Source organism: Grimontia hollisae CIP 101886 (assembly GCF_000176515.1).
In the GTDB taxonomy this organism is placed as follows: Bacteria; Pseudomonadota; Gammaproteobacteria; order Enterobacterales; family Vibrionaceae; genus Enterovibrio; species Enterovibrio hollisae.
Window position 1 is genome coordinate 110,698 of the sequence record NZ_ADAQ01000013.1, and the last position, 22,650, is coordinate 133,347.

Annotated in this window: 19 protein-coding genes and 3 pseudogenes; 20 read left to right on the forward strand and 2 right to left on the reverse strand. The window is 49.2% G+C overall.

Annotated features, from left to right (window positions below; all coding sequences use genetic code 11):
- Positions 1–69: 69 nt before the first annotated feature.
- From VHA_RS13535 to ehuA, 8 genes are all read left to right on the forward strand, one after another.
- Positions 70–1,056 (forward strand): thiamine pyrophosphate-dependent dehydrogenase E1 component subunit alpha, encoded by a 987-nt coding sequence (locus tag VHA_RS13535; RefSeq protein ID WP_005505224.1) that lies wholly within the window; start codon positions 70–72, stop codon positions 1,054–1,056.
- On the forward strand, positions 1,044–2,027 hold the full coding sequence (locus VHA_RS13540; protein ID WP_040529006.1) for an alpha-ketoacid dehydrogenase subunit beta: 984 nt from the start codon (positions 1,044–1,046) through the stop codon (positions 2,025–2,027). The genes VHA_RS13535 and VHA_RS13540 overlap by 13 nt, the downstream gene beginning before the upstream one ends.
- Positions 2,024–3,484 carry an NAD-dependent succinate-semialdehyde dehydrogenase gene (locus VHA_RS13545; RefSeq protein WP_005505228.1) on the forward strand — a complete coding sequence of 487 codons (1,461 nt, stop codon included), beginning with the start codon at positions 2,024–2,026 and terminating at the stop codon, positions 3,482–3,484. Before VHA_RS13540 ends, VHA_RS13545 begins: the two co-directional genes overlap by 4 nt.
- Positions 3,485–3,495: 11 nt before the next feature.
- Complete coding sequence (locus VHA_RS13550) at positions 3,496–4,905, forward strand: dihydrolipoamide acetyltransferase family protein (RefSeq protein ID WP_005505229.1); 1,410 nt, start codon at positions 3,496–3,498, stop codon at positions 4,903–4,905.
- 398 nt (positions 4,906–5,303) lie between these two features.
- Positions 5,304–6,137: a transporter substrate-binding domain-containing protein gene (locus tag VHA_RS13555; protein WP_005505230.1), complete on the forward strand. Its 834-nt coding sequence runs from the start codon at positions 5,304–5,306 to the stop codon at positions 6,135–6,137.
- A gap of 69 nt (positions 6,138–6,206) precedes the next feature.
- Positions 6,207–6,872 carry an ectoine/hydroxyectoine ABC transporter permease subunit EhuC gene (ehuC, locus tag VHA_RS13560; RefSeq protein WP_005505231.1) on the forward strand — a complete coding sequence of 222 codons (666 nt, stop codon included), beginning with the start codon at positions 6,207–6,209 and terminating at the stop codon, positions 6,870–6,872.
- Positions 6,873–6,875: 3 nt separating this feature from the next.
- Positions 6,876–7,544 (forward strand): ectoine/hydroxyectoine ABC transporter permease subunit EhuD, encoded by a 669-nt coding sequence (ehuD, locus tag VHA_RS13565; protein WP_005505232.1) that lies wholly within the window; start codon positions 6,876–6,878, stop codon positions 7,542–7,544.
- 50 nt (positions 7,545–7,594) lie between these two features.
- The gene (gene ehuA / locus VHA_RS13570) at positions 7,595–8,359 is read left to right on the forward strand and encodes an ectoine/hydroxyectoine ABC transporter ATP-binding protein EhuA (protein WP_172465034.1); all 765 of its coding nucleotides are present in this window, start codon (positions 7,595–7,597) and stop codon (positions 8,357–8,359) included.
- A gap of 67 nt (positions 8,360–8,426) precedes the next feature.
- Here ehuA and groL read toward each other — a convergent pair whose 3' ends face one another.
- Positions 8,427–10,037 (reverse strand): chaperonin GroEL, encoded by a 1,611-nt coding sequence (gene groL, locus VHA_RS13575; protein WP_050778567.1) that lies wholly within the window; start codon positions 10,035–10,037, stop codon positions 8,427–8,429.
- A 432-nt stretch (positions 10,038–10,469) separates the two neighbouring features.
- Here groL and VHA_RS13580 point away from each other — a divergent pair, with 432 nt between their 5' ends.
- The 7 genes from VHA_RS13580 to VHA_RS18910 all read left to right on the forward strand — a co-directional run bounded on the left by VHA_RS13580 (position 10,470) and on the right by VHA_RS18910 (position 17,136).
- Positions 10,470–11,273 (forward strand): SDR family NAD(P)-dependent oxidoreductase, encoded by an 804-nt coding sequence (locus tag VHA_RS13580; RefSeq protein ID WP_005505236.1) that lies wholly within the window; start codon positions 10,470–10,472, stop codon positions 11,271–11,273.
- Positions 11,274–11,345: 72 nt separating this feature from the next.
- Positions 11,346–12,281, forward strand: coding sequence for a sugar ABC transporter substrate-binding protein (locus tag VHA_RS13585; protein ID WP_005505238.1), 936 nt, complete (start codon positions 11,346–11,348; stop codon positions 12,279–12,281).
- A gap of 112 nt (positions 12,282–12,393) precedes the next feature.
- Entirely contained in the window at positions 12,394–13,401 is a 1,008-nt protein-coding gene (locus VHA_RS13590; protein ID WP_005505240.1) for an ABC transporter permease, read from the forward strand.
- Between the two features lie 23 nt (positions 13,402–13,424).
- The gene (locus tag VHA_RS13595; RefSeq protein WP_005505242.1) at positions 13,425–14,375 is read left to right on the forward strand and encodes an ABC transporter permease; all 951 of its coding nucleotides are present in this window, start codon (positions 13,425–13,427) and stop codon (positions 14,373–14,375) included.
- Positions 14,372–15,898, forward strand: coding sequence for a sugar ABC transporter ATP-binding protein (locus VHA_RS13600; protein WP_005505244.1), 1,527 nt, complete (start codon positions 14,372–14,374; stop codon positions 15,896–15,898). Before VHA_RS13595 ends, VHA_RS13600 begins: the two co-directional genes overlap by 4 nt.
- 27 nt (positions 15,899–15,925) lie before the next feature.
- Positions 15,926–16,834, forward strand: coding sequence for an NAD(P)-dependent oxidoreductase (locus tag VHA_RS13605; RefSeq protein WP_005505246.1), 909 nt, complete (start codon positions 15,926–15,928; stop codon positions 16,832–16,834).
- Positions 16,834–17,136: a hypothetical protein gene (locus VHA_RS18910; protein ID WP_123912589.1), complete on the forward strand. Its 303-nt coding sequence runs from the start codon at positions 16,834–16,836 to the stop codon at positions 17,134–17,136. Before VHA_RS13605 ends, VHA_RS18910 begins: the two co-directional genes overlap by 1 nt.
- On the opposite strand, the pseudogene VHA_RS13615 reads toward VHA_RS18910, so the two are convergent.
- Positions 17,063–17,977 (reverse strand): annotated as a pseudogene (locus VHA_RS13615) (phosphate/phosphite/phosphonate ABC transporter substrate-binding protein); the annotation flags it as partial. The gene VHA_RS18910 and the pseudogene VHA_RS13615 sit on opposite strands and share 74 nt — an antisense overlap.
- A 268-nt stretch (positions 17,978–18,245) precedes the next feature.
- Between VHA_RS13615 and dsrO the strand changes: the two are divergent.
- The 5 genes and pseudogenes from dsrO to VHA_RS13640 all read left to right on the forward strand — a co-directional run bounded on the left by dsrO (position 18,246) and on the right by VHA_RS13640 (position 22,431).
- On the forward strand, positions 18,246–19,013 hold the full coding sequence (gene dsrO / locus VHA_RS13620; RefSeq protein ID WP_005505253.1) for a sulfate reduction electron transfer complex DsrMKJOP subunit DsrO: 768 nt from the start codon (positions 18,246–18,248) through the stop codon (positions 19,011–19,013).
- Positions 19,010–20,109: pseudogene (nrfD, locus tag VHA_RS13625) on the forward strand (NrfD/PsrC family molybdoenzyme membrane anchor subunit). Before dsrO ends, nrfD begins: the two are co-directional and overlap by 4 nt.
- Positions 20,110–20,126: 17 nt before the next feature.
- A pseudogene (locus VHA_RS13630) lies at positions 20,127–20,531 on the forward strand (tetrathionate reductase subunit TtrA); the annotation flags it as partial.
- Between the two features lie 202 nt (positions 20,532–20,733).
- Positions 20,734–21,507 carry a phosphotransferase enzyme family protein gene (locus VHA_RS13635; RefSeq protein WP_005505255.1) on the forward strand — a complete coding sequence of 258 codons (774 nt, stop codon included), beginning with the start codon at positions 20,734–20,736 and terminating at the stop codon, positions 21,505–21,507.
- 327 nt (positions 21,508–21,834) lie between these two features.
- Positions 21,835–22,431, forward strand: a complete 597-nt coding sequence (locus VHA_RS13640) for a heme exporter protein CcmD (RefSeq protein ID WP_040529007.1) — start codon at positions 21,835–21,837, stop codon at positions 22,429–22,431.
- Positions 22,432–22,650 lie beyond the last annotated feature (219 nt).

The window sequence follows — 22,650 nt, forward strand, 5'->3', positions numbered from 1 at the left end:
AGCAAAGAAGGGCGCGAAAGGTCAAATGTACCTCTCGCGCACTCAGGAAATATTCAAAAGGAACAGACTATGTCGGAAACCAGTCTGGAGACACGGCTGTCGCTCTACCGCACCATGTTGCGGGCGAGGGGGTTTGAACAGCGCGCCTCAGATCTCTTTCTCCAAAACCTTGTGAAAGGAACCAACCACCTCGCCATGGGACAGGAAGCCGTTGCGGCGGCTTTTGGTGTCGCCATGCAGCAAGGTGATTACACCTATTGTACCTATCGCGGGCATACACACACACTGGTGCGTGGCGCAGACATGACGGCACTGCTTGGTGAACTGATGGGTCGCGAATGCGGTATTCTCAGTGGTAAGGGCGGCTCTATGCACCTGACCAGTGTTGAGCATGGTGCCATGGGTTCGTATGCCATCATCGGTGCCCAACTCTGTATTGCTAATGGCAGTGCATGGAAAAGCCAGTACAAAGGCACCGGTGAAGTGACCGTGGTCTTTTTCGGCGATGGTACTACCAACATTGGTGCCTTCCACGAAGCACTGAATTTTGCCGTGGTCTGGAACCTGCCGGTGGTGTTTGTGTGTGAAAACAACCTTTATATGGAATACACCCCGATTGGTGCCGTTACTGCCGTTGAGCATCCCGCCGCAGACCGTGCCAGTGCCTATGGTCTCGACGCCATCATTGTCGATGGTAATGACGCCGATGCCATGTTTGACGTGGCGACAGCAGCCATTGAGAAGGCCAGAAATGGCGGCGGCCCTTCACTGATTGAAGCAAAAACCTACCGCCACCAGGGACACTCTCGTGCTGACCCGGGCAAATACCGTCCTGCTGAAGAGGTTGAACGCTGGCTGGCGTATGACCCTATCCCGCTTTATCGAAGTCGCCTTGCCGAGCAAGGGGTGGAAGACAGTGTGCTGACAAATATCGAAAGTGAAGTGGATGCGGAAATCAATCAAGCAACGGAAGCAGCAAAAGCGTCTCCGGCGCCTGATGTATCACTGTGTTTTAAAGACGTCTGGGCCAATGGAGGATGGGAATGGCGCAACTAATGAGTTACCGCGAGGCAGTTGCAGCGGGCATTGCCCAAGAGCTGCGTCGCGATGAAGATGTGGTTTTCCTTGGTGAAGACGTCGCGGCCGCCGGTGGAGTGTTTAAAGCCACGGTCGGTTTGTTTGAAGAATTCGGTCCTGACCGTGTCAGGGATACACCGATTTCAGAGCAGGCAATCCTTGGTGCCGCCATGGGCGCAGCAATGACAGGGTTAAAGCCGATAGCAGAAATCATGTTCTCCGACTTCCTGGCCGTCTGCTGGGATATGGTGGCGAATGAAATGGCAAAGGCCCGCTACATGACCGATGGTCAGGTAAAGGTCCCCCTTGTTATCCGTACCGCCAATGGTGCCGGTTCCCGCTTTGGTGCTCAGCATTCACAGAGCCTTGAGAACTGGGCGATGATGATCCCGGGGATCAAAGTCGTTGCCCCTTCCAATCCGGCTGATGCCAAAGGTTTACTGGCGGCGGCAGTACGTGACCCAGACCCGGTGATCGTGTTCGAGCACAAATCCCTTTATGCGATGAAAGGAGAAGTGCCGGATGGCGATCATGTGGTGGAGCTGGGTAAGGCCAACATGATCCGCAAAGGGAAAGACGTGACTATCGTCGCGCTGGCAGCCATGGTGCCGCGCGCCCTGAAAGCCGCTGAAATCCTTGCTGATGAAGCGGGAATTGATTGCTCCGTGATTGATTTGCGCACCCTTGTGCCGCTTGATACCAAAACCATTCTGGACGATGTGGCAAACACCTCAAGGCTGGTCACTGTCGAAGAGAACCCGCAGCTATGTGGCTGGGGCTCAGAGATTGTCTCGATTGTCAGCAAAGAATGTTTCTTTGAGCTTGATGCACCACCAACACGGATTACCACGCCACACATCCCACTGCCTGCCGCAGATAACCTGGAAGACCATGTTATTCCGTCGGTTGAGCGTATTGTGGCGGAAGTGTGGGAGGCAGTGAAGGTATGAGAGTACATGATGTAGATCTTCCCACCGGTTTGAAAATCGGTGAGGAATGGCGTTACAGCGACCGTGCCGATATTCCGGTCTTTAATCCGGCTGATGCATCCTTGCTGGTACATGTTGCCGGCGCCGATGAACAGGACACCAAAGACGCTATAGATGCGGCAGAGCGCGGGTTTAATACCTGGCGTAAAACGTCTCCCCGTGAACGGGCTGAAATTCTGCGCCGTGCGTTTCACCTGATGCAGGAGCGCAAAGAAACCATTGCACACATTATCACGCTGGAAGAGGGCAAAACCCTCAATGAAGCACGTGGTGAAGTGAACTATGCATCGGAGTTTTTCCGCTGGTTTGCCGATCAGGCGGTACAGATGAATGGCGCCTTATCGCCGGCGCCGAACGGTGACAAAGCCATCATGGTGACTCACCATCCTGTGGGTATTGCTTACCTGGTGACCCCCTGGAATTTCCCAGCGGCGATGGCAACTCGCAAAATTGCCCCCGCGCTGGCGGCAGGGTGCTCCGTGATACTGAAACCGGCAACAGAAACACCGTTGACTGCGCTGTATGTGGCAACGCTGCTTGAGGAAGCCGGTGTACCGGCAGATGCTATTTCCGTGTTGCCTTCAAAAAGCGCGAGAACAGTGTCGGAAGTGATGTTTGCTGATCCGCGGGTGCGCAAAGTCTCGTTTACCGGTTCTACCGAAGTAGGGCGTGTGCTGCTGCACAATGCGGCAGAGCGCGTGGTGAACAGCTCCATGGAACTTGGCGGCAATGCGCCACTTCTGGTGTTGGACGACGCAGATTTTGATACCGCGGTTGAACAGACGCTGGTGGCCAAGATCCGTAATGCGGGTGAATCCTGCATTGCTGCAAACCGCATTTTTGTTGCCCGCTCGCTTTATCCTGCATTCAGTGAAGCACTGGCGGCAAAAATGGCAGCGCTGAATATGGGTGATGGCCGGGTAGAGGGCGTTGATATTGGCCCTCTGGTTAACAAAGACACCCAACAGAAAGTCGCTTCGCTGGTGGATGATGCCATCGCCAAAGGGGCCAATCTCCTGACCGGGGGCAAGTTGCCTGAAGGAAATGGCTACTTCTATCCGCCGACGGTATTAAATGACATTCCTGATGATGCAGAAATCCTGCACACGGAAATCTTTGGTCCGGTAGCAGTGATCATCCCCTTTGATGATGAAGAGGCGGTGATTGCCGAAGCCAATAACACCATTTTTGGTCTGGCCGCGTATGTGATGTCTTCTGACACCGCGCATGCCGTCTCCGTTGCTAAGCGACTGGAAGCGGGTGTCGTGGGCATCAACAAAGGCGTGATCTCCGATCCGGCCGCTCCGTTTGGTGGCATGAAGCAGAGCGGCTTGGGCCGTGAAGGCGGATATGTAGGCATCGAAGAGTTTACCGAAACCCAGTACATCGGCCTTGATTGGCCGGGTTCCCCACAATAGCGGAGGCAAATATGGATATTATTATGCCCCAACTGGGGGAAACCGTCGCAGAAGGTGAAATCCTCGCCTGGCATAAAGCCGAGGGTGACAGCGTCAAGAAAGGTGATGTGTTGTTTGAAATCTCCACCGACAAGGTGGCGATGGAAGTGCCGGCAATGGAAGAAGGTGTGCTGACCAACATCTTCGCCCAGGTGGGTGAGGTGATTACTGTGGGCGAACCTGTTGGTGAAATGGCTGTGGAAGGTGAAGAGGCGAAAGTCGCTGAGCCTGCCAAAGACATCATCGAACAACAGACAACGGCTTCAGAACCCTCAAAACCGGCTGCGATCCAGACTTTCTCACAGCAAGGTCATGGGTTACTGTCACCTGCGGTGAAGTACCTGACCCGCCAGCACGATCTGGACTTGTCTGAGATTGAAGGAACGGGCAGCAATGGCCGAATCACCAAACGTGATGTGCAGGCGTTCGTTGCACAACAACAGCAAGGTGAAATGGCTGCGATTGACGATGAAGCCATAGCGTTCATGTCTCCCTCTGTCAGGAGACTGGTGACGGAACATGATGTTGATGTCAATCAAATCGAAGGTTCCGGAAAGCATGGCCGCATCACCAAAGAAGATGTGCTGGGTTATCTGGATGGTGGAGAAACAGTCGCGACTCGGTCTGTGACAACGTCACAAGTGATGAAGGCTGAACCACAACCTGTTTCGATTACCGGCCAAGACGTGCCGTTTTCCTTCATGCGTAAGCAGATTGCCCGTCAAATGTCGTCGTCGAAAGACAATGCTGTTCACGTCGCGCAGGGAATGGAAATCTCGTTTGATGAAGTAGAAGCGGTGCGCCAGCAACACAAAGCAGATTTCAAACAGAAATACGGTGTCAGCCTGACGCCGCTGGCGTTTATCGCCCGGGCGGTGGTTAAGGCATTGCAGGAGTTCCCACAACTCAACGGTCAGGTCAGTGGTGAGAAACTGGTGCTTAGTGCACCGGTGCATCTGGGCATTGCTGTCGATTTGAATCACAAGGGGCTGGTCGTGCCTGTGATTAAAGATGCTGACACCATGAATGTCTCTGGTCTGGCACGGAAAATTGCTGAATTGGCGAAAAAAGCCCGGGAAAACCGGTTGACGCCTGACGAAATGAGCGGCGCCACCTACACCTTGTCCAATAATGGGGGGGCGGGAACCGTGTTCACGACACCGATTATCAATCACCCGGAAATCGCCATTCTTTCTATTGATGGCATCAGTCGCAAGCCTGTTGTCGTCAATGTGAATGGAAGGGAAAGCCTGGGGATTGGCAGCGTTGGTATGGTGGTTCAATCCTTTGACCACCGTGCCGTCGATGGCGCCTATTCAGGTGCGTTTTTGCAGAGAGTCAAATCTCTCCTGGAGTCCCACGGATGGCAAGCAGAGCTATAAGATAATGCTTTAGCAAACTTGTCTTTTTGGCCCGGCACCCGGTCTGTCGGGTCTTTTTTTGATGTATTGAAGCAGCGTAATTTGTCGGTTTCAATAAGTACGTGAAGTGCCGTTTCCTCCCCATTTTCTCTATCCGCATCAAAGCAAAAGCCAGTGCAGTTTAGCGTCAATTCATACCAAGTTTTGCACGATGTATTCATTAGATAACAAATCAATGGTGTGTCACATTTTCTGTGCTTTAGTTGGGGTAGTTGTGATCTTGATTGCATTGATAGGGTTTTAACTGCGTAAAAAGGTATTGATCTTTGAGTTTAATGTTTAGACCTGTAATTATTGTGGTGGCATTATTGGTCGCAATACATTTAAGTGATGTGACACTGAAAAGGAGAATTCAAACCATGCTTAAGCGAATTTCCACAGCGCTATCTGTACTGGCAATGATCGCGGGTACTGCAGCAGCAGGGCCTCTTCAAGCGCGTATTGACGACGGAAAAACTATCCGGATCGGTTTTGCCAACGAAGTGCCTTGGGCCTATCCTGGCGACAATAACGCGCCTTTGGGCTTTGCGAATGCGCACACTATCGGCGTGTTAAACGCAATGGGCTACACCAATATTGAGCCGGTTGTTACTGAATGGGGTGGCTTGATCCCGGGTCTGAAAGCTGGGCGCTTCGATCTTATTACGGGTGGGATGTATATCTTGAACAGCCGCTGCAACAATATTGAATTCTCAGAACCGATGGGACAATTTGGCGATGCATTCATTGTTCAAAAAGGAAACCCGAAAGGTATCCAAAACTATCAGGACCTGAAAAACAAAAATGCACGTTTGGTGACAGGTGCAGGGTATAACTCTGTTGAAGCCGCAAAAAAGGAAGGGGTGCCAGATTCACAAGTGATGCAGGTACCTGGGCCTACTGAAATACTGGCTGCTGTCCGTGTCGGCAGGGCGGATGCGGGGGCTGTTACCTATTTCACCGCACTGAACCTTGCAAAGCAATCAAACGGGGCAGTAGAAGTGACCGACCCTTCTGCACTGCCAGAATGGACGCTCAATTATGTCGGTATTGGTTTCCGTCCCGAGGATAGCGATTTTCTGAAAGCGTTTAACAAAGCGCAGGCGGCGTATATTGGCAGTGAAAAAATGCTGGAAAGCGTGAAAGAGTATGGCTATACCCAATCACAACTTCCCGGTGATGTGACCACTGCATGGGCTTGTGAGAACCGCTAATTGTGAGTTTAAGAACAGGGCAATAGCCCTGTTTTCTTCTTTTCAGTTCTCACTGCTATGGGTGTAGTAATGACCTTCACTGAATTTATTTCGATGTACAGTGGGCGTTTCATTGACGGTACCCTCGTCACGTTAATGCAAACGGCCCTCGCGACGGTATTGACCGTATTCCTCGCATTTTCTTTTGGTTTAATGAAGCTTTCTCCAAACCGTCTGGTACGGGGTTTTGCCATTTGTTATATCGAGTTATTCCGAGGCACATCGCTGCTGGTTCAGCTTTTCTGGGTGTTTTATGTCCTACCTCTGTTTGGTTTAACACTGGATGCGTTTACAGCAGGTTTTGTCACCGTGGGGCTTAATCTTGGGAGTTACGGTGCTGAACTGGTTCGGGGCGGGATACAGGCTGTGCCCCGTGGACAATGGGAAGCGGCCAAAGCGCTCAACATGCCCAATCACAAGCGTATGATCCGAATCATCCTTCCACAAGCGTTACTTACCATGCTGCCTGCGTGGGGTAACCTTCTGATTGAACTGCTAAAAGGTACCGCGCTTGTGGCATTGATTTCTGTCTCTGATCTGATGTTTGAGGCGAAGCAAATCAACGGTACGACCTTTCTTTCAGCTCAGGCTTTCGGCACTGCACTGATCATTTATTACATTCTGGCGCGGTTTATTATCACGCCGGGCATGCGCTTGCTTGAATCCTATATGACGAAAAAAATGGGGATGGAATAATCCATGTTTGATTGGCAATGGACAGTTGTCTGGGAGGTATTGCCCCGGCTTATTGCCGCCACTGGGAACACCTTGATTGCTGCTGGCGCAGGTTACGCTGTTGCAATGGTACTCGGCTTAGTGTTTATGCTGCTTCAGCGTACGCCAAGTGCATTTTTAAACCGGTTTGTCCGGGAGCTTGTTGAGTTTATACGCTCAACGCCCCTGATTTTGCAGATCTTCTTTGTCTTCTACGTCGGGCCGCAAATCGGCCTTTTTCTGGATCCTTGGGCAGCGGGTCTTATTGCAATTGGTCTGCATTATGCCGCCTACCTGTCAGAGGTTTACCGCGGTGGGCTTGAAAGTGTTGACAAAGGGCAGTGGGAAGCGGCAAAAGCCCTCAATATGTCCACGTTTAAAACCTATTCCCGCATTGTCTTACCACAGGCACTGCCGCCTTCTCTGGCGGGTATGGGGAACTATCTGGTCGGTATTTTTAAAGATACGCCTATGTTATCGGTGATTGGTGTGGCTGAGTTGATGCACACGGCGAACGCGATTGGTTCAGAAAGTTACCGCTTTCTGGAGCCTTTCACTTTGGTCGGTGTGATTTTCCTTGTTATTTCGTTGCCAACAAGCCTTCTCATGCGGGTAACGGAAAGAAAAGTAAGACAAAAAATGGGATTGTTGTAATGAAAGGATATCAATCACTTCCTCTTTCACTAACCGGTGAAGACACACCGATGGTCAGCTTTAAGAAAGTGACGAAGAAATACGGTTCATTGACGGTACTGGACAACCTTGATTTGGACATTAACAAAGGCGAGATGGTCAGCATTATCGGGCCATCCGGCTCTGGCAAAACGACGGTCCTTCGCATGTTAATGACGTTAGAGACCATCAATGATGGTGTGATTTATGTCGATGGCAACCCTCTAACCCATATGGAAAAGAAGGGTCAGTTAACCTGGGCCAATGAGCGTCACCTGCGTGGCATGCGTAGCCAAATCGGCATGTGTTTCCAGCACTTCAATCTGTTTCCCCATATGACAGCGCTGGAAAATTGCATGGAAGGCCCTGTACAGGTGCTCGGGATTTCAAAAACGGAAGCCCGGGAGCGTGCAGAAGAATTGCTGGAGCTGGTGGGGATGAAAGATAAATGCCAGCAGCACCCATCGCGTCTTTCTGGTGGCCAGAAGCAGCGTGTTGCCATTGCAAGGGCATTGGCTATGCGTCCGAGTGTGATGTTGTTTGACGAGGTAACTTCCGCCCTTGATCCTGAAGTGATTGGTGAGGTGACCTCAGTGATTAAAGATCTGGTATCTGAGCACAACCTGACGATGTTGATGGTGACACACCAGATGGGCTTTGCACGGGAGATTTCCGATAGAGTCTGCTTTTTTTATGGCGGTAAGATTGAAGAGCAGGGCACGCCGGAAGAATTATTTGGCAATCCAAAGCAGCCGCGTACCCAGCAATTTCTGAGTGCGGTTAACGAAGCCATTTAATTGCCCTTGAGGCTGACAAAAAGGCACACCTACTGAGGGTGTGCCTTTTGTGTTCAGTGAGTTAGGGTTAATGCTCGTGGTGGTGAGATGGTACGTAATCCGGATCGGTGTCGCCTACCAGCGCTTCTGTGGTTAACATCAGCGCAGCAATAGAACTTGCCGTTTGCAGTGAAAGGCGGGTGACTTTCGCCGGATCAATTACCCCCATTTCAATCATGGAGCCGAATTCACCAATTGCCGCGTTGTAGCCGAACTCGGCAGGTTGCGCTTTGACCTTCTCAAGGTATACACCAGCATCCAAACCTGCATTACGGACGATCTGCTTAAACGGCGCTTGCATGGCATCGAGCGCAATATGAACCCCGGCTTTTTCGTCATCATTGCTGACATCCGGCAGGGAAAGGGTTTCACACACACGGATGAGTGCAATACCGCCGCCCGGAACAATCCCTTCCTCAATAGCAGCACGTGTTGCGTGTAAGGCATCTTCTACTCGTGCTTTTTTCTCTTTGACTTCGGTTTCTGTTGCTGCACCAACTTCAATCAAGGCGATACCACCGGAGAGGCGTGCGCGGCGTTCAGTCATTTTCTGGATATCATATTCAGAGTCTGACGCGTCAATTTCGGCATTGATTTGGTCAATACGGTCGGCAATACGTGCTTCACCGCCTAAGCCTTTTATCAGGGTGAACTGATCTTTGGTGAGCTCTACCCGTTCAGCTTGTCCGAAGTCCTGTTCTGTCATCTGACTGACGTCGTTACCGGTTTCCGGCGACATGACAGTTGCACCGGTCAAGGCAGCAATGTCATGCAAAATGGCTTGTCGGCGCGGACCAAATCCGGGTGTTCTGGTTGCCACCACATCAAGGGTTTTGCGCATGTGGTTAACAACGAGTGTAGACAGGGCTTCACCTTCGACTTCTTCCGCCATGACAAAAAGAGGGCGTTTTTGTTTTGCTGCAATTTCCATGGCAGGCACAACCTGATCGAACTGGCTCAGTTTCCCGTCAACCAGTAAAATCAATGGCATGTTGTGTTCTACACGCATCTTGCCGCGAATGTTCACGAAATGGGGCGACAGGTAACCGCGATCGAACTGCATGCCTTTCACCACGTGAAGCTCAGTGTGAAAGCCTTTGCCTTCTTCAATCGTGACGACTCCATGCTCACCAACCGCGCGAATTGCCTCGGCAACGATCTTGCCTATGCTGGCATCGTTATTGGCGGAAATGGAGGCAACATGCTCGATATCTGCTTCCTGATTGCAGGGCAGGGCTTGTGCTTTCAGGGCTTCAACCGCTGCATCAATGGTTTTTTCAATGCCGTGCTTGATATCAATAATGTTGTAATTGGCGGCCTGCGCTTTAAATCCCTGATTGAGAATAGCTTGGGCAATAACCGTGGATGTCGTCGTACCATCGCCGGCTTCATCGTTGGCTTTGGAGGCAACAGCACGAATCAGGGAAGCGCCCATTTCTTCAAGTTGTCCCTTGATTTCAACTTTTCTGGCGACCGACACACCATCTTTGGTAATGATGGGCGGCTGATCGAAATTACGCATCACGACATTTCGTCCTTTAGGGCCCAGCGTTACCTTTACTGCATCGGCAAGCAGGTTGGCACCCACCAATAAACGCTTTCGTGCGTCTTCACCAAACTCTAAATGGTCCTGTTGCATTGCAATCCCTCGTTCCTGTGAGAAGTCATACCTGGAAGCACGTTTGCTTCACACTTATGTAACTATAACGTTAACTCTTTTGCAAACGTTTGCAAATAAATTGCGGATATTTTTGCAATGGATGGGCATTTTTTGCATTCGATTTTTTTTGCTTATTGTGATCGGACTTGTGATTTTTAACAGTGAACCAAGTATGGGTCATCGATGAGTATTTATGTTTTTACTGTTAAATAACAAAAAGATAAGTTAATAATGTTAAAGGTGCCATCAACCGATTATCAAAATTAATACATATTGGGAGGTTTTTGTTGCTAATTTCTTGTTCTATGCTCTTTGGGTAAATGTAAAAGTTAAGTTAATGCAAATTTATTGCAAACGTTTGCTGCCCGATTGAGTGGAGCAAAATAAGAAAAGCCAAGTAAGGAGGACACCTTGGATACATCAAGACTGGCAACGAAACATGTATTGATCACTGGCGCAGCTCGCGGTATGGGTGCAGCGATTGCTGAAAACTTTGCTGAGCAGGGCGCAAAAGTGTGTGTGGCGGATGTGAATCTTGACGGCTGTGAAGAGGTTGTTGCACGCATCAAGGCCAAAGGCGGTGAAGCAATCGCAGTGCAAATGGACGTCACTAAACGTGCGGACATTGCGGCGGGCGTTCAGGCAACTGTGGATGCTTTCGGCTCGATTAACGTTATGTTGAACAATGCGGGTATTAACAAACCGCTGATGTTTCTCGATATCACTGAAGAAAATTGGCAGAAAATCATGGATGTCAATGGACTTGGGTGTTTGATGGGGATGCAGGAGGCGGCTAAGCAGATGATCAAACAGGGCCCACAGGATGAGCCTTACAAAATCATCAATGTCGGTTCGATTGTTTCCCGTATGGCGTTTGATGATGTTGTGCCTTATGCGTGCAGTAAGCATGCGGTGCTTGCCATGATCAATGGTGGAGCGAAAGCGTTGGCTCAACACAACATCACGGTTAATGGTTATGGCCCTGGCGTAGTACGTACAGAGCTTTGGGAACAACTCGACAAGGATCTGGTTGAAATTGGTAAGTTTGAAAAAGCGGGTGAGTCTATGGACACACTGGCCCGTGAAATGATTCTGTTGGGCCGTTACTCCTATCCTGAAGATGTCACAGGCACAGCCAGTTTCCTCGCCAGTAAAGACTCAGATTATATGACCGGTCAGCTCATTATGATTGATGGTGGCATGGTTATGCAGTAACCGTTTGGACGTGAATCCAGACGAATCAAAAGCACTCAGATTGATGGGTGCACAAGCAATGGAGCGGTAAGGATGAAAACAGTCAGCAAAACCTTGTTAGGCCTGATGGTTGCAGCAAGCGCGACAACAGTTTATGCCAAGGATCTGGTAATCGGTATCACACAAAACAATGTCGGTGTCGATTCATACCAAACCACTTATGAAAAAGCGTTTAAAGAAGCAGCAGCAAACACTGAGGGTGTGGATACTGTTGTGCTTGATGCCGGCGGTGATGTTGCCCGCCAGATTGCGCAGATGCAGGATCTTATCCAACAGAAAGTCGATGTCATCATCATCTGGCCTACAAACGGTAAAGCCGTCGTTCCTGTTATCCGTAAAGCGAAGCAAGCTGGTATCCCAGTCGTTGTCACCAACTCCAATGTTGCCGATGAAGGCCAACAGTTCATCGCCTCTTTCTCTGGCCCAAACAATGTCAAGCAAGGTGCGTACTCTGCTGAAATGATGTGTGACGCGTTGGATAACAAAGGCCAAATCGTTCAGGTTTCCGGCCAGCCCGGTTATACCACTGCTATCGAGCGTCAACAGGGTTTCGAAGTTCGTCTGGCAGAAGTTTGTCCAGATGTGAAAATTCTGGAAACCCAGCCGGGTGACTGGAACCGTGAAAAATCCCAACGTGTAATGGAAAATTTCCTGACCAAATACGACAAGATTGACGGTGTGTATTCCGGTGATGACAACATGGGTGTGGGTGCGCTGAACGCAGCAAAAGCCGCGGGGCGTAAAGGGATTGCCTTTATTGGGGCGACCAATTTTGCTGTGGGATATGAAGCCATGGGGCGCGGCGAATACTGGGGTTCGGTTTACCAATCTCCTGTCGATGACGCGAAAAATGCGCTGGCAACGGCAATCGCCATTGCAAACGGTGAAGATGTGCCAAAGCTGAACTACTTTGATACCCCAAAAATCACTCAGGACAATATGTCCCAGTTCACTAAACCTGTGTTCTAAACCTTGAGTCCCCCTGTTTTGCAGGGGGACTTTCTTTCTTCTGGGCTTCGCTTTTCGGGAAGGTGACTCGCAGGGATTGCGATCAATTCTTCACAACAAATGGGATGTTTTTATGACCTCAAACGCGCAGACAAACACAGAAAAAAAAGGTGGCGGGGATGCGTCTTTTTCGCTGAAAACCCTGATGGCTCGCCACGGTATTCTTGTCGCGTTTTTCGTGTTTCTTATTGTGTTTTCTCTTTCTTCTGACCGTTTTTTAAGTACTGATAACTTTATGACGGTTGTCCGTCAGGTATCGATTATCGGTACGATTGCGCTTGGCGTCACGATTGTCGTAATTGGGGGGAACCTCGATTTGTCTGTCGGGTCGCTGCTCTCTTTTTCAACGGTGCTGGTGGTGGACTTGCATGACAAAGTCGGTCCCGGTCAGGCCATTTTGCTGATGTTTCTGTTCACCTTGTTGGTGGGTGTGGTCAATGGCTTTTTAGTGGGTTACCTGAGGCTGAACTCACTGATAGTGACATTAGGCATGCTCTCGGCAATACAGGGACTGACCCTGATATACACCGGTGGCCAGAACGTTGATATTGCCAATCAGGAAGAGACCTGGTTTGCGATCTTTGGCCGTGGGTTTATAGGTCCGATTGCGGTACCGATCATTATCTTTGCCGTGTTGGCGGTCATTTATGAATTATTGCTTAAACGCACCGCCTATGGACGGAAAATCTTTGCGGTTGGGGGGAACCCTATTGCAACAGCCTACTCCGGAATCCGCCGTAACAAGCTGGTTTTCAGCACCTATTTACTTTCTGCATTCTCTACAGGGTGTGCGGCGTTGATATTGGGCTCCCGCGTGATGGGTTCGCAGAACAACGTTGGCCAGGGTTATGAATTGCTGGTACTTGCCGGGGTGATACTTGGCGGAACCAGTTTGCTTGGGGGTTCCGGCAGCATTACGAAAACTGTAGTCGGGGTATTGATCCTTGGCTTTATCCAAAACGGTTTGCTGCTCTTGGGCTTTCCTTATTACGCGCAATGGCTTGTGACATGGGCGGTGATCATCCTGGCAGTATGGCTGGATGTTGGCACCAAACGTGGCAGCTTCTTCACCAAATTCTGACGGAAAGCCAGGGAGATTAAGACATGGATAAGATTTTGCGCTTTCTTAAAACACAACCTATATGGATATTTGTTGCGTTTTGTATTGTGTTGTTCAGCTTTTCATCAGAGTACTTTTTCGATATCGCGAACTTCAAAAACATCCTGATCCAAACGTCAACCATCGGTTTTATCGCGCTGGGCATGACGGTAGTGATGATCAACGGCAACATAGACCTCTCTGTGGGGGCAGTAGTTGCATTGTCAGCAAGCCTTGCCATTGATTTGCAAGGTTCTATCGGCATTCCTGCGGCAGTTATCATTGCGCTTGCTTCCGGTATTTTGCTGGGAATGTTGAACGGTGCCATTGTCTGGAAAACCGGCGTAGACGCCTTTATTGTCACCTTGGGAGCGATGATCGGCATTCGCGGTCTGGTATTTGTTTACACTGGTGAGCAATCTTTCTATGCCTCGGATTTTGCGTATTCCGATTTTGGTTCGAGTTCAGTCCTTGGATTTCCGACACTGGCGATCCTGTTTCTTATCGCCACGTTGTTGATGCACCTGATGATGAAATATACCGTGCATGGCCGTAATTGTTACGCTGTGGGAGGAAACCGAAAATCGTCTATTGATGCCGGGATTCGGGTTGGCCCGCACATGATGATTAATTTCATGTTGGTAGGGTTCTTTGCCGCCCTGGCGGGCGTGACGCTTTCTACACAAATGGGCGCGTCTACACCTAATCTTGGCCGTGATTTTGAGCTTTGGACCATTACCGCTGTAGTGCTCGGCGGCACCCGCCTGACCGGTGGCGCAGGCAGCATTCTTGGTACGCTGGGTGGCGTACTGGCTATTGGTATTCTGAGAAACGGTCTCAACCTGATGCAAGTGCCAGCCTTCTATGTGCTGGTGATCATGGGCTCTATCCTGATCCTTGTACTCTTTATCGACAAGAAAGTTAACCAGACCGAGCAGGGAGGTGTTTCCGCATGAGTATGGCAATGAATTTAGAAGCCAATGTTGCACCAACGCTCGCGTTAAAAAATATCCGCAAAGTGTTTCCCGGCGTGGTGGCACTGAATGGGGTCAGCTTTGATATCCGTGCCGGTGAGGTACATGCCTTGCTTGGGGAGAATGGGGCAGGAAAATCGACCCTGATGAAGGTGATGTCAGGTATCTATCAGCCTGATGGCGGTGAGATTCGGGTTGATGGCAAGGTCGTCAAGCTCAAAACCCCGATGGATGCCAAACACCAGGGCATATTGATGATTCACCAGGAGTTGTCACTGGTAGAGGACATGACCGTTGCTGAGAACATCTTCCTTGGCATGATGCCAACCAAGCTGTTTGGTGTGGTTGACCATGGCGCTTTGCGTGAAAAAGCGGTATCGATTCTCAAGCGTCTTAACTGCGATTTTGGTCCCGATGACCCGGTATCTTCCTTGACGATTGCCAAAAAATACATGGTCGAAATTGCCCGTGCCTTGGTATTCACCCCGAAAATCGTGATTTTCGATGAGCCGACCGCCTCATTGACCGACTATGAAAAAGTGGTGTTGTTTGAAGTGATTAAAGAACTTCAAAGCCAGGGTGTTGGTATTGCCTATATTTCACACCGGATGGAAGAAATCTTTGCGATTTCCGATCGCCTGTCAGTGCTTCGTGATGGTGAATACCGTGGCACCCTGATAACCAAAGATACCAATGAACCGGAAGTGACTGCCTTGATGATCGGGCGAGAACTTGAGCAAAACGTAGTGGAAATGGCCAAAGGTGGCGAGACGCGGCTGGAAGTCAAAGGGCTGACACTGGCCAGGCACTATGAAGACATTTCCTTTTCTATTAAAGAAGGGGAAGTGCTTGGTATGTACGGTCTGGTAGGGGCTGGGCGAACAGAAATTGCAGAAACCCTGTTTGGGCTGAGACAACCCGACTCTGGCGTCGTAAAGTTTGACGGTAAAGAAACCGTGATCGGTGACAGCCAGCACGCTGTCGAGCTGGGGATTGCGTTGGTACCAGAGAACCGTAAAGAGCAGGGGTTGGTGCTGGCGATGTCATGCCAGGATAACATCACTATGGCACAGCTTGACCGGGTATCTGTGATTGGCTGGTTGCTTGAAGGCAAAGAAAGTCAAGTCTACAAAAAATACGCCGATCAGTTGTCAATCAAAGCGCCAGACGGCAGTTATCCAGTCGGCAACCTCAGCGGAGGAAACCAACAGAAAGTCGTTATCGGCAAATGGTTATCGACCCATCCGAAAATCCTCATTCTGGATGAGCCAACCCGTGGCATTGATGTCGGATCAAAATCTGAAATACACAGTCTGATCCGCGAACTGGCACGTTCAGGACTGGCAGTGTTAGTTATCTCGTCTGAAATGCCGGAAATTCTCAGCGTCAGTGATCGTATTCTCGCGCTCTATGAAGGGAAGATCATGGAAGAATTTACGGCGGAAACTGTGACTGAAAACCGGCTGGTCACCGCCATCACGGGACAAAAAAGTACAGCCGACTGATCCCCCAAACACTGGAAAGGGCACACTATGCACATCGGCTTTATTGGACTTGGCCGGATGGGGTGGCTGATGGCCGCGAATCTGGCAAAAGCAGGCATTACGCTGACGGTCTGGAACCGCAGTCAGGATAAATCTTCAACCTTGGTTGATACCTATCCTGACGTAAATGTCGCTGAAAACCCAGCGCAAATGGCCCGTGATTGCGACCTGGTATTTACCATGATCGCGGATGATGAAGCGGCGAGAGAGGTTTACTTTAATCCGGATAATGGCCTGATTGCGCCGCTCAACCGCCGGGCCACGCATTGGGTAGAAATGAGCACTATCAGTCCGGCATTGTCGGAAGATATTGCGTCAGTCGCCAGTTCTTACGGTGTGGTGTACGTCGATGCACCAGTGTCCGGCAGCTTGAATGCGGCAGAAGCCGGTGAGCTGGTTTTTATGTTTGGAACATCGGGAGAGGTCACATCGGATGTCCATCACTGCTTTTCTCTGATGGGGAAAGCCCAATTTCACATGGGAGAGGCAGGAAGAGGTCATGCAGCCAAGCTGCTCATCAACAGTGTGATTCACAGCCAGAATCAGATTGTGGGTGAAATTCTGGCTTTGGCTGCATCTTGCAACATAGACCGTGCGGCACTGCTCACCCTGTTGGGTGAGAGTGCGGCAGGGTCGCCAATGATCCGTTTTCGTACGCCGCTTTATCTCAACCAATCCGATGATGTCACTTTTGCGTTAGCACTGGCGCGAAAAGACATGGCGCTGACACAAGACATGGCGTGCCATCTTGGGTGGTCACTGGCGCAAATCCATACCAACTTCCAGCAGTTAAAAGCGGCAGATAATGCTGGGTTTGGGGAGATGGACATGGCCGCGATAGCAACTTATATCGCGGCGAACAATGGCATCAACACTGGGAAAAATGAGGAGCAGTGATGGCAAAGAGAGCCGCTTTATTTGTCGGGGGATGGGAAGGGCACACACCAACGGTGTTTTGTAACTGGGCAACGGCGTTGCTTGAAGAAGAAGGCTTCGACGTTATTGCCTATGACACGTTCGAGCCTTTGCTGGACGTAGACATTACCGCCAGTCTGGATTTGATAGTGCCCATTTGGTCGAGCGCACGGAGCAGTCACCAGGATGAATTTGGCAATATTACCCGCGAACAAGCACAATATCGTCGGAAGAACGGTTTTTCGATAGCCGCAATAACCCGCCTTCACTGTAATTGCGAATAGCGGCCAGTGGTTGATTGATTTCATGTGCCAAACTACTGCCCAGCTCCCCCACAATCGCGATGCGTTGCGAATGCTCAAGCATCTCACTCTTTTCTTTTAACAGCAGCAGGGTATTTTGCAGTGCCGACTTGCTCTTACTGAATCGGTACTCCAATCAGAAATGATAGCCATTCAGTACGATCACAAACACAAACAGTGTCCATGCCCAGGGCTTGGTGAGCACGTAACCATCGTATGGCCTCTTTCCACCAAGGCTGTTGTAGCGGGTGTAAATCCATGGCCTGGTAAAGTTTATCTATAGCGAGCAAACTGGCAGGAGATGTCCATCCCGATGCCTTGGCAGCAATAGCTGCCGGGCTGTCGGCGGGCATGGCAAGCAAGGCGCGGCTGATTTTTTTGCAAGCTCATCCTTTCCCCGCTCGGTTTTGGCGAAAGACCAGTTCGGGTAAAGCGGGGTAGAGACAGCGCAGTTGATTTGAGGGGCGTCCAGTTGGTTAATTACGCGAAATTGCCCCGATTCTAACAAGCCTTCCTGCACCATTTCTTCCATCAGGCACACAGGGACAACCGCGGCTTCAACGTTATGTTCACGAAGCTGATAAAGGTTCACATCAATAGGAAAGCCAAGGAAACGTACATCCGCGAAGAAGTCATTGGGGTCAAGGCCTTGAGCCATTACTTCATGCCTCATCGTGAGGTAGCCCCCGAAGGCATGCTCAGAAACAGCCGCAATCGGTAAGCCCACCAATTCTTGCAAGGTGGTATAAGGCGAGTCTGACCGCACGAACAGGGCTGAACCAATGCCGGCGTTGGCGCGCTCAGGCGTCCGGCTTGGTAGCGTCTGCTGCCTGAACATGCTGTTCAGCATAAGAAAAACTGGCAACCAGACTGAAAAATACAATCCATAAGTAAATGATGTTCAGTCTTTTTTTCATCCTGACAGGTTGCTTCGTCCTTGCGATTGTGGCCGTAAGAATACCAGCAACAGTATCAAACCCACATTTGTTTTAGATCAACCTTGGTCACGGTATGTGGAAATCCACTATATCGGAGAGCGGCGCTGGTTCTGACAATGAAATCAAGCCCTAACCCGTTTTAGCAGGTGAGTAATGGATTCCACCAAACGTCGTTTTTTTACAGCCATCACCGCGGGTGCTGCGCTGATTCCGGTTGTCGGTATCAGCACAGCGACCGCAGGCACTGTGATCAGAAATAACCATCAACCCGACCGTAAAGGCTATGTCGGCAAGCGTTACGCCATGGTTGTCGATCTTCGCAAATGTGTGGGCTGCCAGGCGTGCACTGTCGCTTGCAGCATTGAAAACCAAGCACCCATTGGTCAGTTTCGCACCACCGTTAAGCAATATGAGGTCACACTCAATGACGGCTCCACCGCCGTTGAAGAGGTGAAATCCTTCATGCTGCCGCGCCTGTGTAACCACTGTGACAACCCACCTTGTGTTGCTGTTTGTCCGGTGCAGGCCACTTACCAGCGCGAAGATGGCATTGTTATGGTCGATAACAGCCGGTGTGTGGCGTGTGCCTATTGCGTGCAGGCATGTCCTTATGATGCGCGGTTTATCAATGAAGAGACGCTAACGGCGGACAAATGCACCTTTTGCGCCCACCGCCTTGAAGAAGGATTGTTGCCAGCCTGCGTTGAAACCTGTGTTGGTGGCGCCCGGACTATCGGGGATATGAACGATCCCACCAGTGAAGTAAGCCGGCTTCTGCGCGAGCACCAGTCAGACATCAATGTGTTGAAACCCGACGAAGGTACGCGTCCGCACGTGTTTTACATCGGCATGAATGAACGCTTCACGACCAAAATAGACGGACACGCTGCGATTTACGATCCGCAAGGAGAAAAAGCATGACTATCACTGAAGTGCTCATCCAGCCCCAGGCTATGGCATGGCTCCCGTGGGCGGTGCAATATTTTTTTTATATTGGTTCAGCCTATGCAGCGGCCATACTGTTTTTCATTGCATTGCTTTTTGAACAGCACACCAGTCACCGGCTTCGGGCGGCATTGGTATTGACGCTCGCTATCGGTGCGATTGTTGGGCCACTGGCGTTAACCGGCGACTTGCACCAACCTGGGCGTGCATGGCATTTCTATGCCCATTTTACGCCGTGGTCCTGGATGTCTCTGGGTTCACTGTTATTGCCATTGTTCTCAGGATTAGCAGTCTTGACCGCTTGGCTGTACCTGCGTAATGACCTGATGAAGCTGAAACAGCAACCGGGGAAGGTGCTTCAATTGCTCTCAAGGTTGTCGCTAGGTAGTTGGCAAATTCATCGCAGGGGATGATAGCTGTCGCGGCACTGACAGTGCTTTCAGGCTTGACGATTGCTGTTTACACCGGCGCAGAAATTGCCGTACTCAAATCCCGTCCTTTATGGCACCAACCCGCCGCACCGATGATTTGGTTTGTAACGGCATTTTTAGGCGCTGTTGGCTTTACCTTGTTGGTGTGGCTTTTAATCCCATCAAAAAAAGAAACACTCACGTCCGGTGACGCCTGCTTACTGAAGAAAACCACTGCCTTGAGCAGTGTATTGGCGTTGGTATTGCTTCCCATTTGGGCGTCGAATAACACCGCGTTTTCACTCTACGAGACGCCTGTTTGGGTTAATCACCTCTCGTTACTGACAGCCTTGTTACTCGGTAGCGCAATCTTGTCTGCATTCACGTTGCGAAGACCGCGCGCTGCATCCATTTATTGGATGTTCATGGCTGCCGTGACTCTGGCCACTGCGTGGGCAGTGCGCTGGATAACCATGATGGAAGTGCAAACCATTCCTAAGTTCGATGCGGGTCTTTATCCCTACGAGTTACCGACTGACAGCAACGGGTTGATCGGCATTATTGGCATGTTTGGCTTATGGTTGGCGTTGGCCTTAGCGTGCTCGGAACTGGTTCACTCCAAACGCGAACCATCACCTTCATCTCCCTTGACTAAACACTGATTGAAGAGGATTTCATTATGGATAACAAACGCCGTCAGTTTTTGAAATCTGGCTTGGCAGTGGGCGGGGTAGGGGCTTTTGCTGCTGGCTACGCAACCACCACAAAACACATGGTCGAAGGAGTAGTGGACGGCAGTGCCGGCGCACAGACCCGGGACAAGCACCATGGCAATTCGCTCGAACCCGAGTACAGCGTCGATACACATGGCAATCTGATCCCGAACCCTAACCAGCGTGTTGCACCATCTATGTGCTTTAGTTGCTGGAGCTTGTGTGGCTTGCGTGTTCGCATCGACAATCGCAACGATGAAATTCTACGCATTGTCGGGAACCCTTATCATCCACTCTCGCACCAAGAGCACATTCCGTTTGAAACGCCAGTCAAAGAGGCATATCTCGGTTTGGCGGGAGAGTCAGGTCTATTTATCGTTAATTGCTGTGTCAATAAATTTGGGATTTTGACAGAAATAACGCACTTCGCCGCATTTTTCTTTTAACTGGAGATACTTTATAAATAACAACTGGTTAAATAGCAGAATATCTACGCAAGCTTGTGATCATAGACTGTAAGAGTAGTGGTTTCCCAGCTTAGGTATTCAATAGCATTAAGGGCAGGGAAGTGACATGGAAAAATTAACGGGCGATAGGGAGTCTGCAATTTATAAAAATGGCGAAGTTGTCATCCGTCCTTTGAATCCATGGTCAGCAACTGTGCATCGGGTGTTACGTCATTTGGTTCAATCAGGCGTCCAGGGTGTTCCCGAATTAATCAGAGTTAAGGGACAGCAAGAACATCTGAGTTATGTTGAAGGTGACATCTATGATTATCCACTGGTTGGCGAAATTGCCACGCAGGAAGCATTAAAATCTGCTGCTACGTTTCTTCGGAACATTCACGATGCAACAGCATCATTTTTATCCGAAAATATGGATGTTTCACACACATGGATGTTAAAGGCACGGCAACCTCAAGAAGTAATATGTCATGGCGATTTCGCACCCTACAATGTCGCGTTATCAGGAAATGTTGTGGTTGGTGCCTTTGACTTCGATACGGTTCACCCAGCACCAAGAGTATGGGATTTGGCGTACTCGATATACTGCTGGGCTCCTTTTAAAACCGATAAAATTGACAATCTGGGTTCTATTTCAGATCAAATATTGAGAGCTAAAGTATTTTGTGACAGCTACGGCGCAGACAGTCGCCAACGCGAGAAATTACCCGATGTGATGATTGAACGCCTGACTGCTTTGGTAGATTTAATGCAATACGAAGCCAAACAAGGAAATGGGAAATTCGCGGAGAATATAATTCAAGGTCATCATTTGTCATATTTAAAAGACATTGCGTATATCCAAAACTACAAAGAAAAAATTCGACATGGATTATGTCGTTGAAATAATTAATGAGTGCCGTAAGTAACTTTTATATATATCTAATTCAAATAAAGTATACCTTTATTAATCATGGTTTTTGTAATTCAAGTTTTACTTATGCATTGTTGACACATAAAAATCAGGTAACAGCGTCGCATAATGTCGAAGCATAACCATTTAGGGTATTTCCGCCAATCTATTTAGGGAATGGTGGAGAAAGAAAGTGAAATAAAAGGTAATTTATTTATAAAATACAGTGAGTTGCTATTTTAGGACTTAACGGTGTGTTTAAGTGCACTAATTTAATGTCTAATTTATTGTTAGGTGATTTGGAGAAAATGTTAATAAATGAGTAATATTTTAAAATATGGTGTATTTGGCCTTTATGCAATTATAATAATTGTGTTTCTTGGGCTTATAGTTTGGAGCCTAAGAAAGCGAGAAGAAAATAGAAAGCGGTTGCAAGCTGATTTGAAGTCTAAACTAGAAAGCGGTTTTAACTTAACTTCTCAGGATATTGTTTTACTCGGAAGAGCACATGATTTGTCACCGTCTAATTCGAGGTTGGCTCTTTATCGTCTTTACAAAGACATCTCAGATAGTGATAGCTTCGATAAGCTAAAGGAATTAGTCAGCGAAATCCATAAGGAAGAGCCTTTTGACACTATGCCTGATGAAGTTAAACCATCGTTGTCTCGTATTTTGGAGCTAACATCAAACACAACCTCTGAAACAGATAAGCACCTTTTAACGCCTATCACAAACATCTTGACCAAATATCAAGATCTTGTAGAAGAGCAAAGAAAGACTAAGAAGCAGGCGAGCATTGCGTATTTGATTACAATTATTAGTTTTATTATTGGTACCGTCAGCTTGTATTACGCTATAACTGCCCCGACAGCAGCTGATATTGCAATTCAGCTTAGAAAAATGCCTAGAGAATAATTACATCAAGAAATTTAAGAGTGATTCACAACGCTTTTCGCTTTCACTTCAGTAGTCGTTTTGAATTATATCACTAAACGATTTTTGTCCCTTTTCCCGGTATTGCTCACTGCAAATGGCGCAAAAGCGATAGCGAATATCAGTAAAGCAGTGTTGTTCACTTCCCCTTTATTGAGACTGATACGCGACTACATTCATTACTATTGATCAGGGAAGATG

Excerpts from the sequence above, each read along its gene's own strand:
- ehuD (WP_005505232.1), top strand. The coding sequence starts at position 6,876 with ATGTTTGATTGGCAATGGACAGTTGTCTGGGAGGTATTGCCCCGGCTT.
- VHA_RS13590 (WP_005505240.1), top strand. The coding sequence starts at position 12,394 with ATGACCTCAAACGCGCAGACAAACACAGAAAAAAAAGGTGGCGGGGAT.
- VHA_RS13555 (WP_005505230.1), top strand. The coding sequence starts at position 5,304 with ATGCTTAAGCGAATTTCCACAGCGCTATCTGTACTGGCAATGATCGCG.
- VHA_RS13540 (WP_040529006.1), top strand. The coding sequence starts at position 1,044 with ATGGCGCAACTAATGAGTTACCGCGAGGCAGTTGCAGCGGGCATTGCC.
- VHA_RS13535 (WP_005505224.1), top strand. The coding sequence starts at position 70 with ATGTCGGAAACCAGTCTGGAGACACGGCTGTCGCTCTACCGCACCATG.
- VHA_RS13600 (WP_005505244.1), top strand. The coding sequence starts at position 14,372 with ATGAGTATGGCAATGAATTTAGAAGCCAATGTTGCACCAACGCTCGCG.
- VHA_RS13605 (WP_005505246.1), top strand. The coding sequence starts at position 15,926 with ATGCACATCGGCTTTATTGGACTTGGCCGGATGGGGTGGCTGATGGCC.
- ehuC (WP_005505231.1), top strand. The coding sequence starts at position 6,207 with ATGACCTTCACTGAATTTATTTCGATGTACAGTGGGCGTTTCATTGAC.
- VHA_RS13635 (WP_005505255.1), top strand. The coding sequence starts at position 20,734 with ATGGAAAAATTAACGGGCGATAGGGAGTCTGCAATTTATAAAAATGGC.
- VHA_RS18910 (WP_123912589.1), top strand. The coding sequence starts at position 16,834 with ATGGCAAAGAGAGCCGCTTTATTTGTCGGGGGATGGGAAGGGCACACA.
- VHA_RS13550 (WP_005505229.1), top strand. The coding sequence starts at position 3,496 with ATGGATATTATTATGCCCCAACTGGGGGAAACCGTCGCAGAAGGTGAA.
- dsrO (WP_005505253.1), top strand. The coding sequence starts at position 18,246 with ATGGATTCCACCAAACGTCGTTTTTTTACAGCCATCACCGCGGGTGCT.
- groL (WP_050778567.1), bottom strand. The coding sequence starts at position 10,037 with ATGCAACAGGACCATTTAGAGTTTGGTGAAGACGCACGAAAGCGTTTA.
- VHA_RS13640 (WP_040529007.1), top strand. The coding sequence starts at position 21,835 with ATGAGTAATATTTTAAAATATGGTGTATTTGGCCTTTATGCAATTATA.
- ehuA (WP_172465034.1), top strand. The coding sequence starts at position 7,595 with ATGGTCAGCTTTAAGAAAGTGACGAAGAAATACGGTTCATTGACGGTA.
- VHA_RS13585 (WP_005505238.1), top strand. The coding sequence starts at position 11,346 with ATGAAAACAGTCAGCAAAACCTTGTTAGGCCTGATGGTTGCAGCAAGC.
- VHA_RS13545 (WP_005505228.1), top strand. The coding sequence starts at position 2,024 with ATGAGAGTACATGATGTAGATCTTCCCACCGGTTTGAAAATCGGTGAG.
- VHA_RS13595 (WP_005505242.1), top strand. The coding sequence starts at position 13,425 with ATGGATAAGATTTTGCGCTTTCTTAAAACACAACCTATATGGATATTT.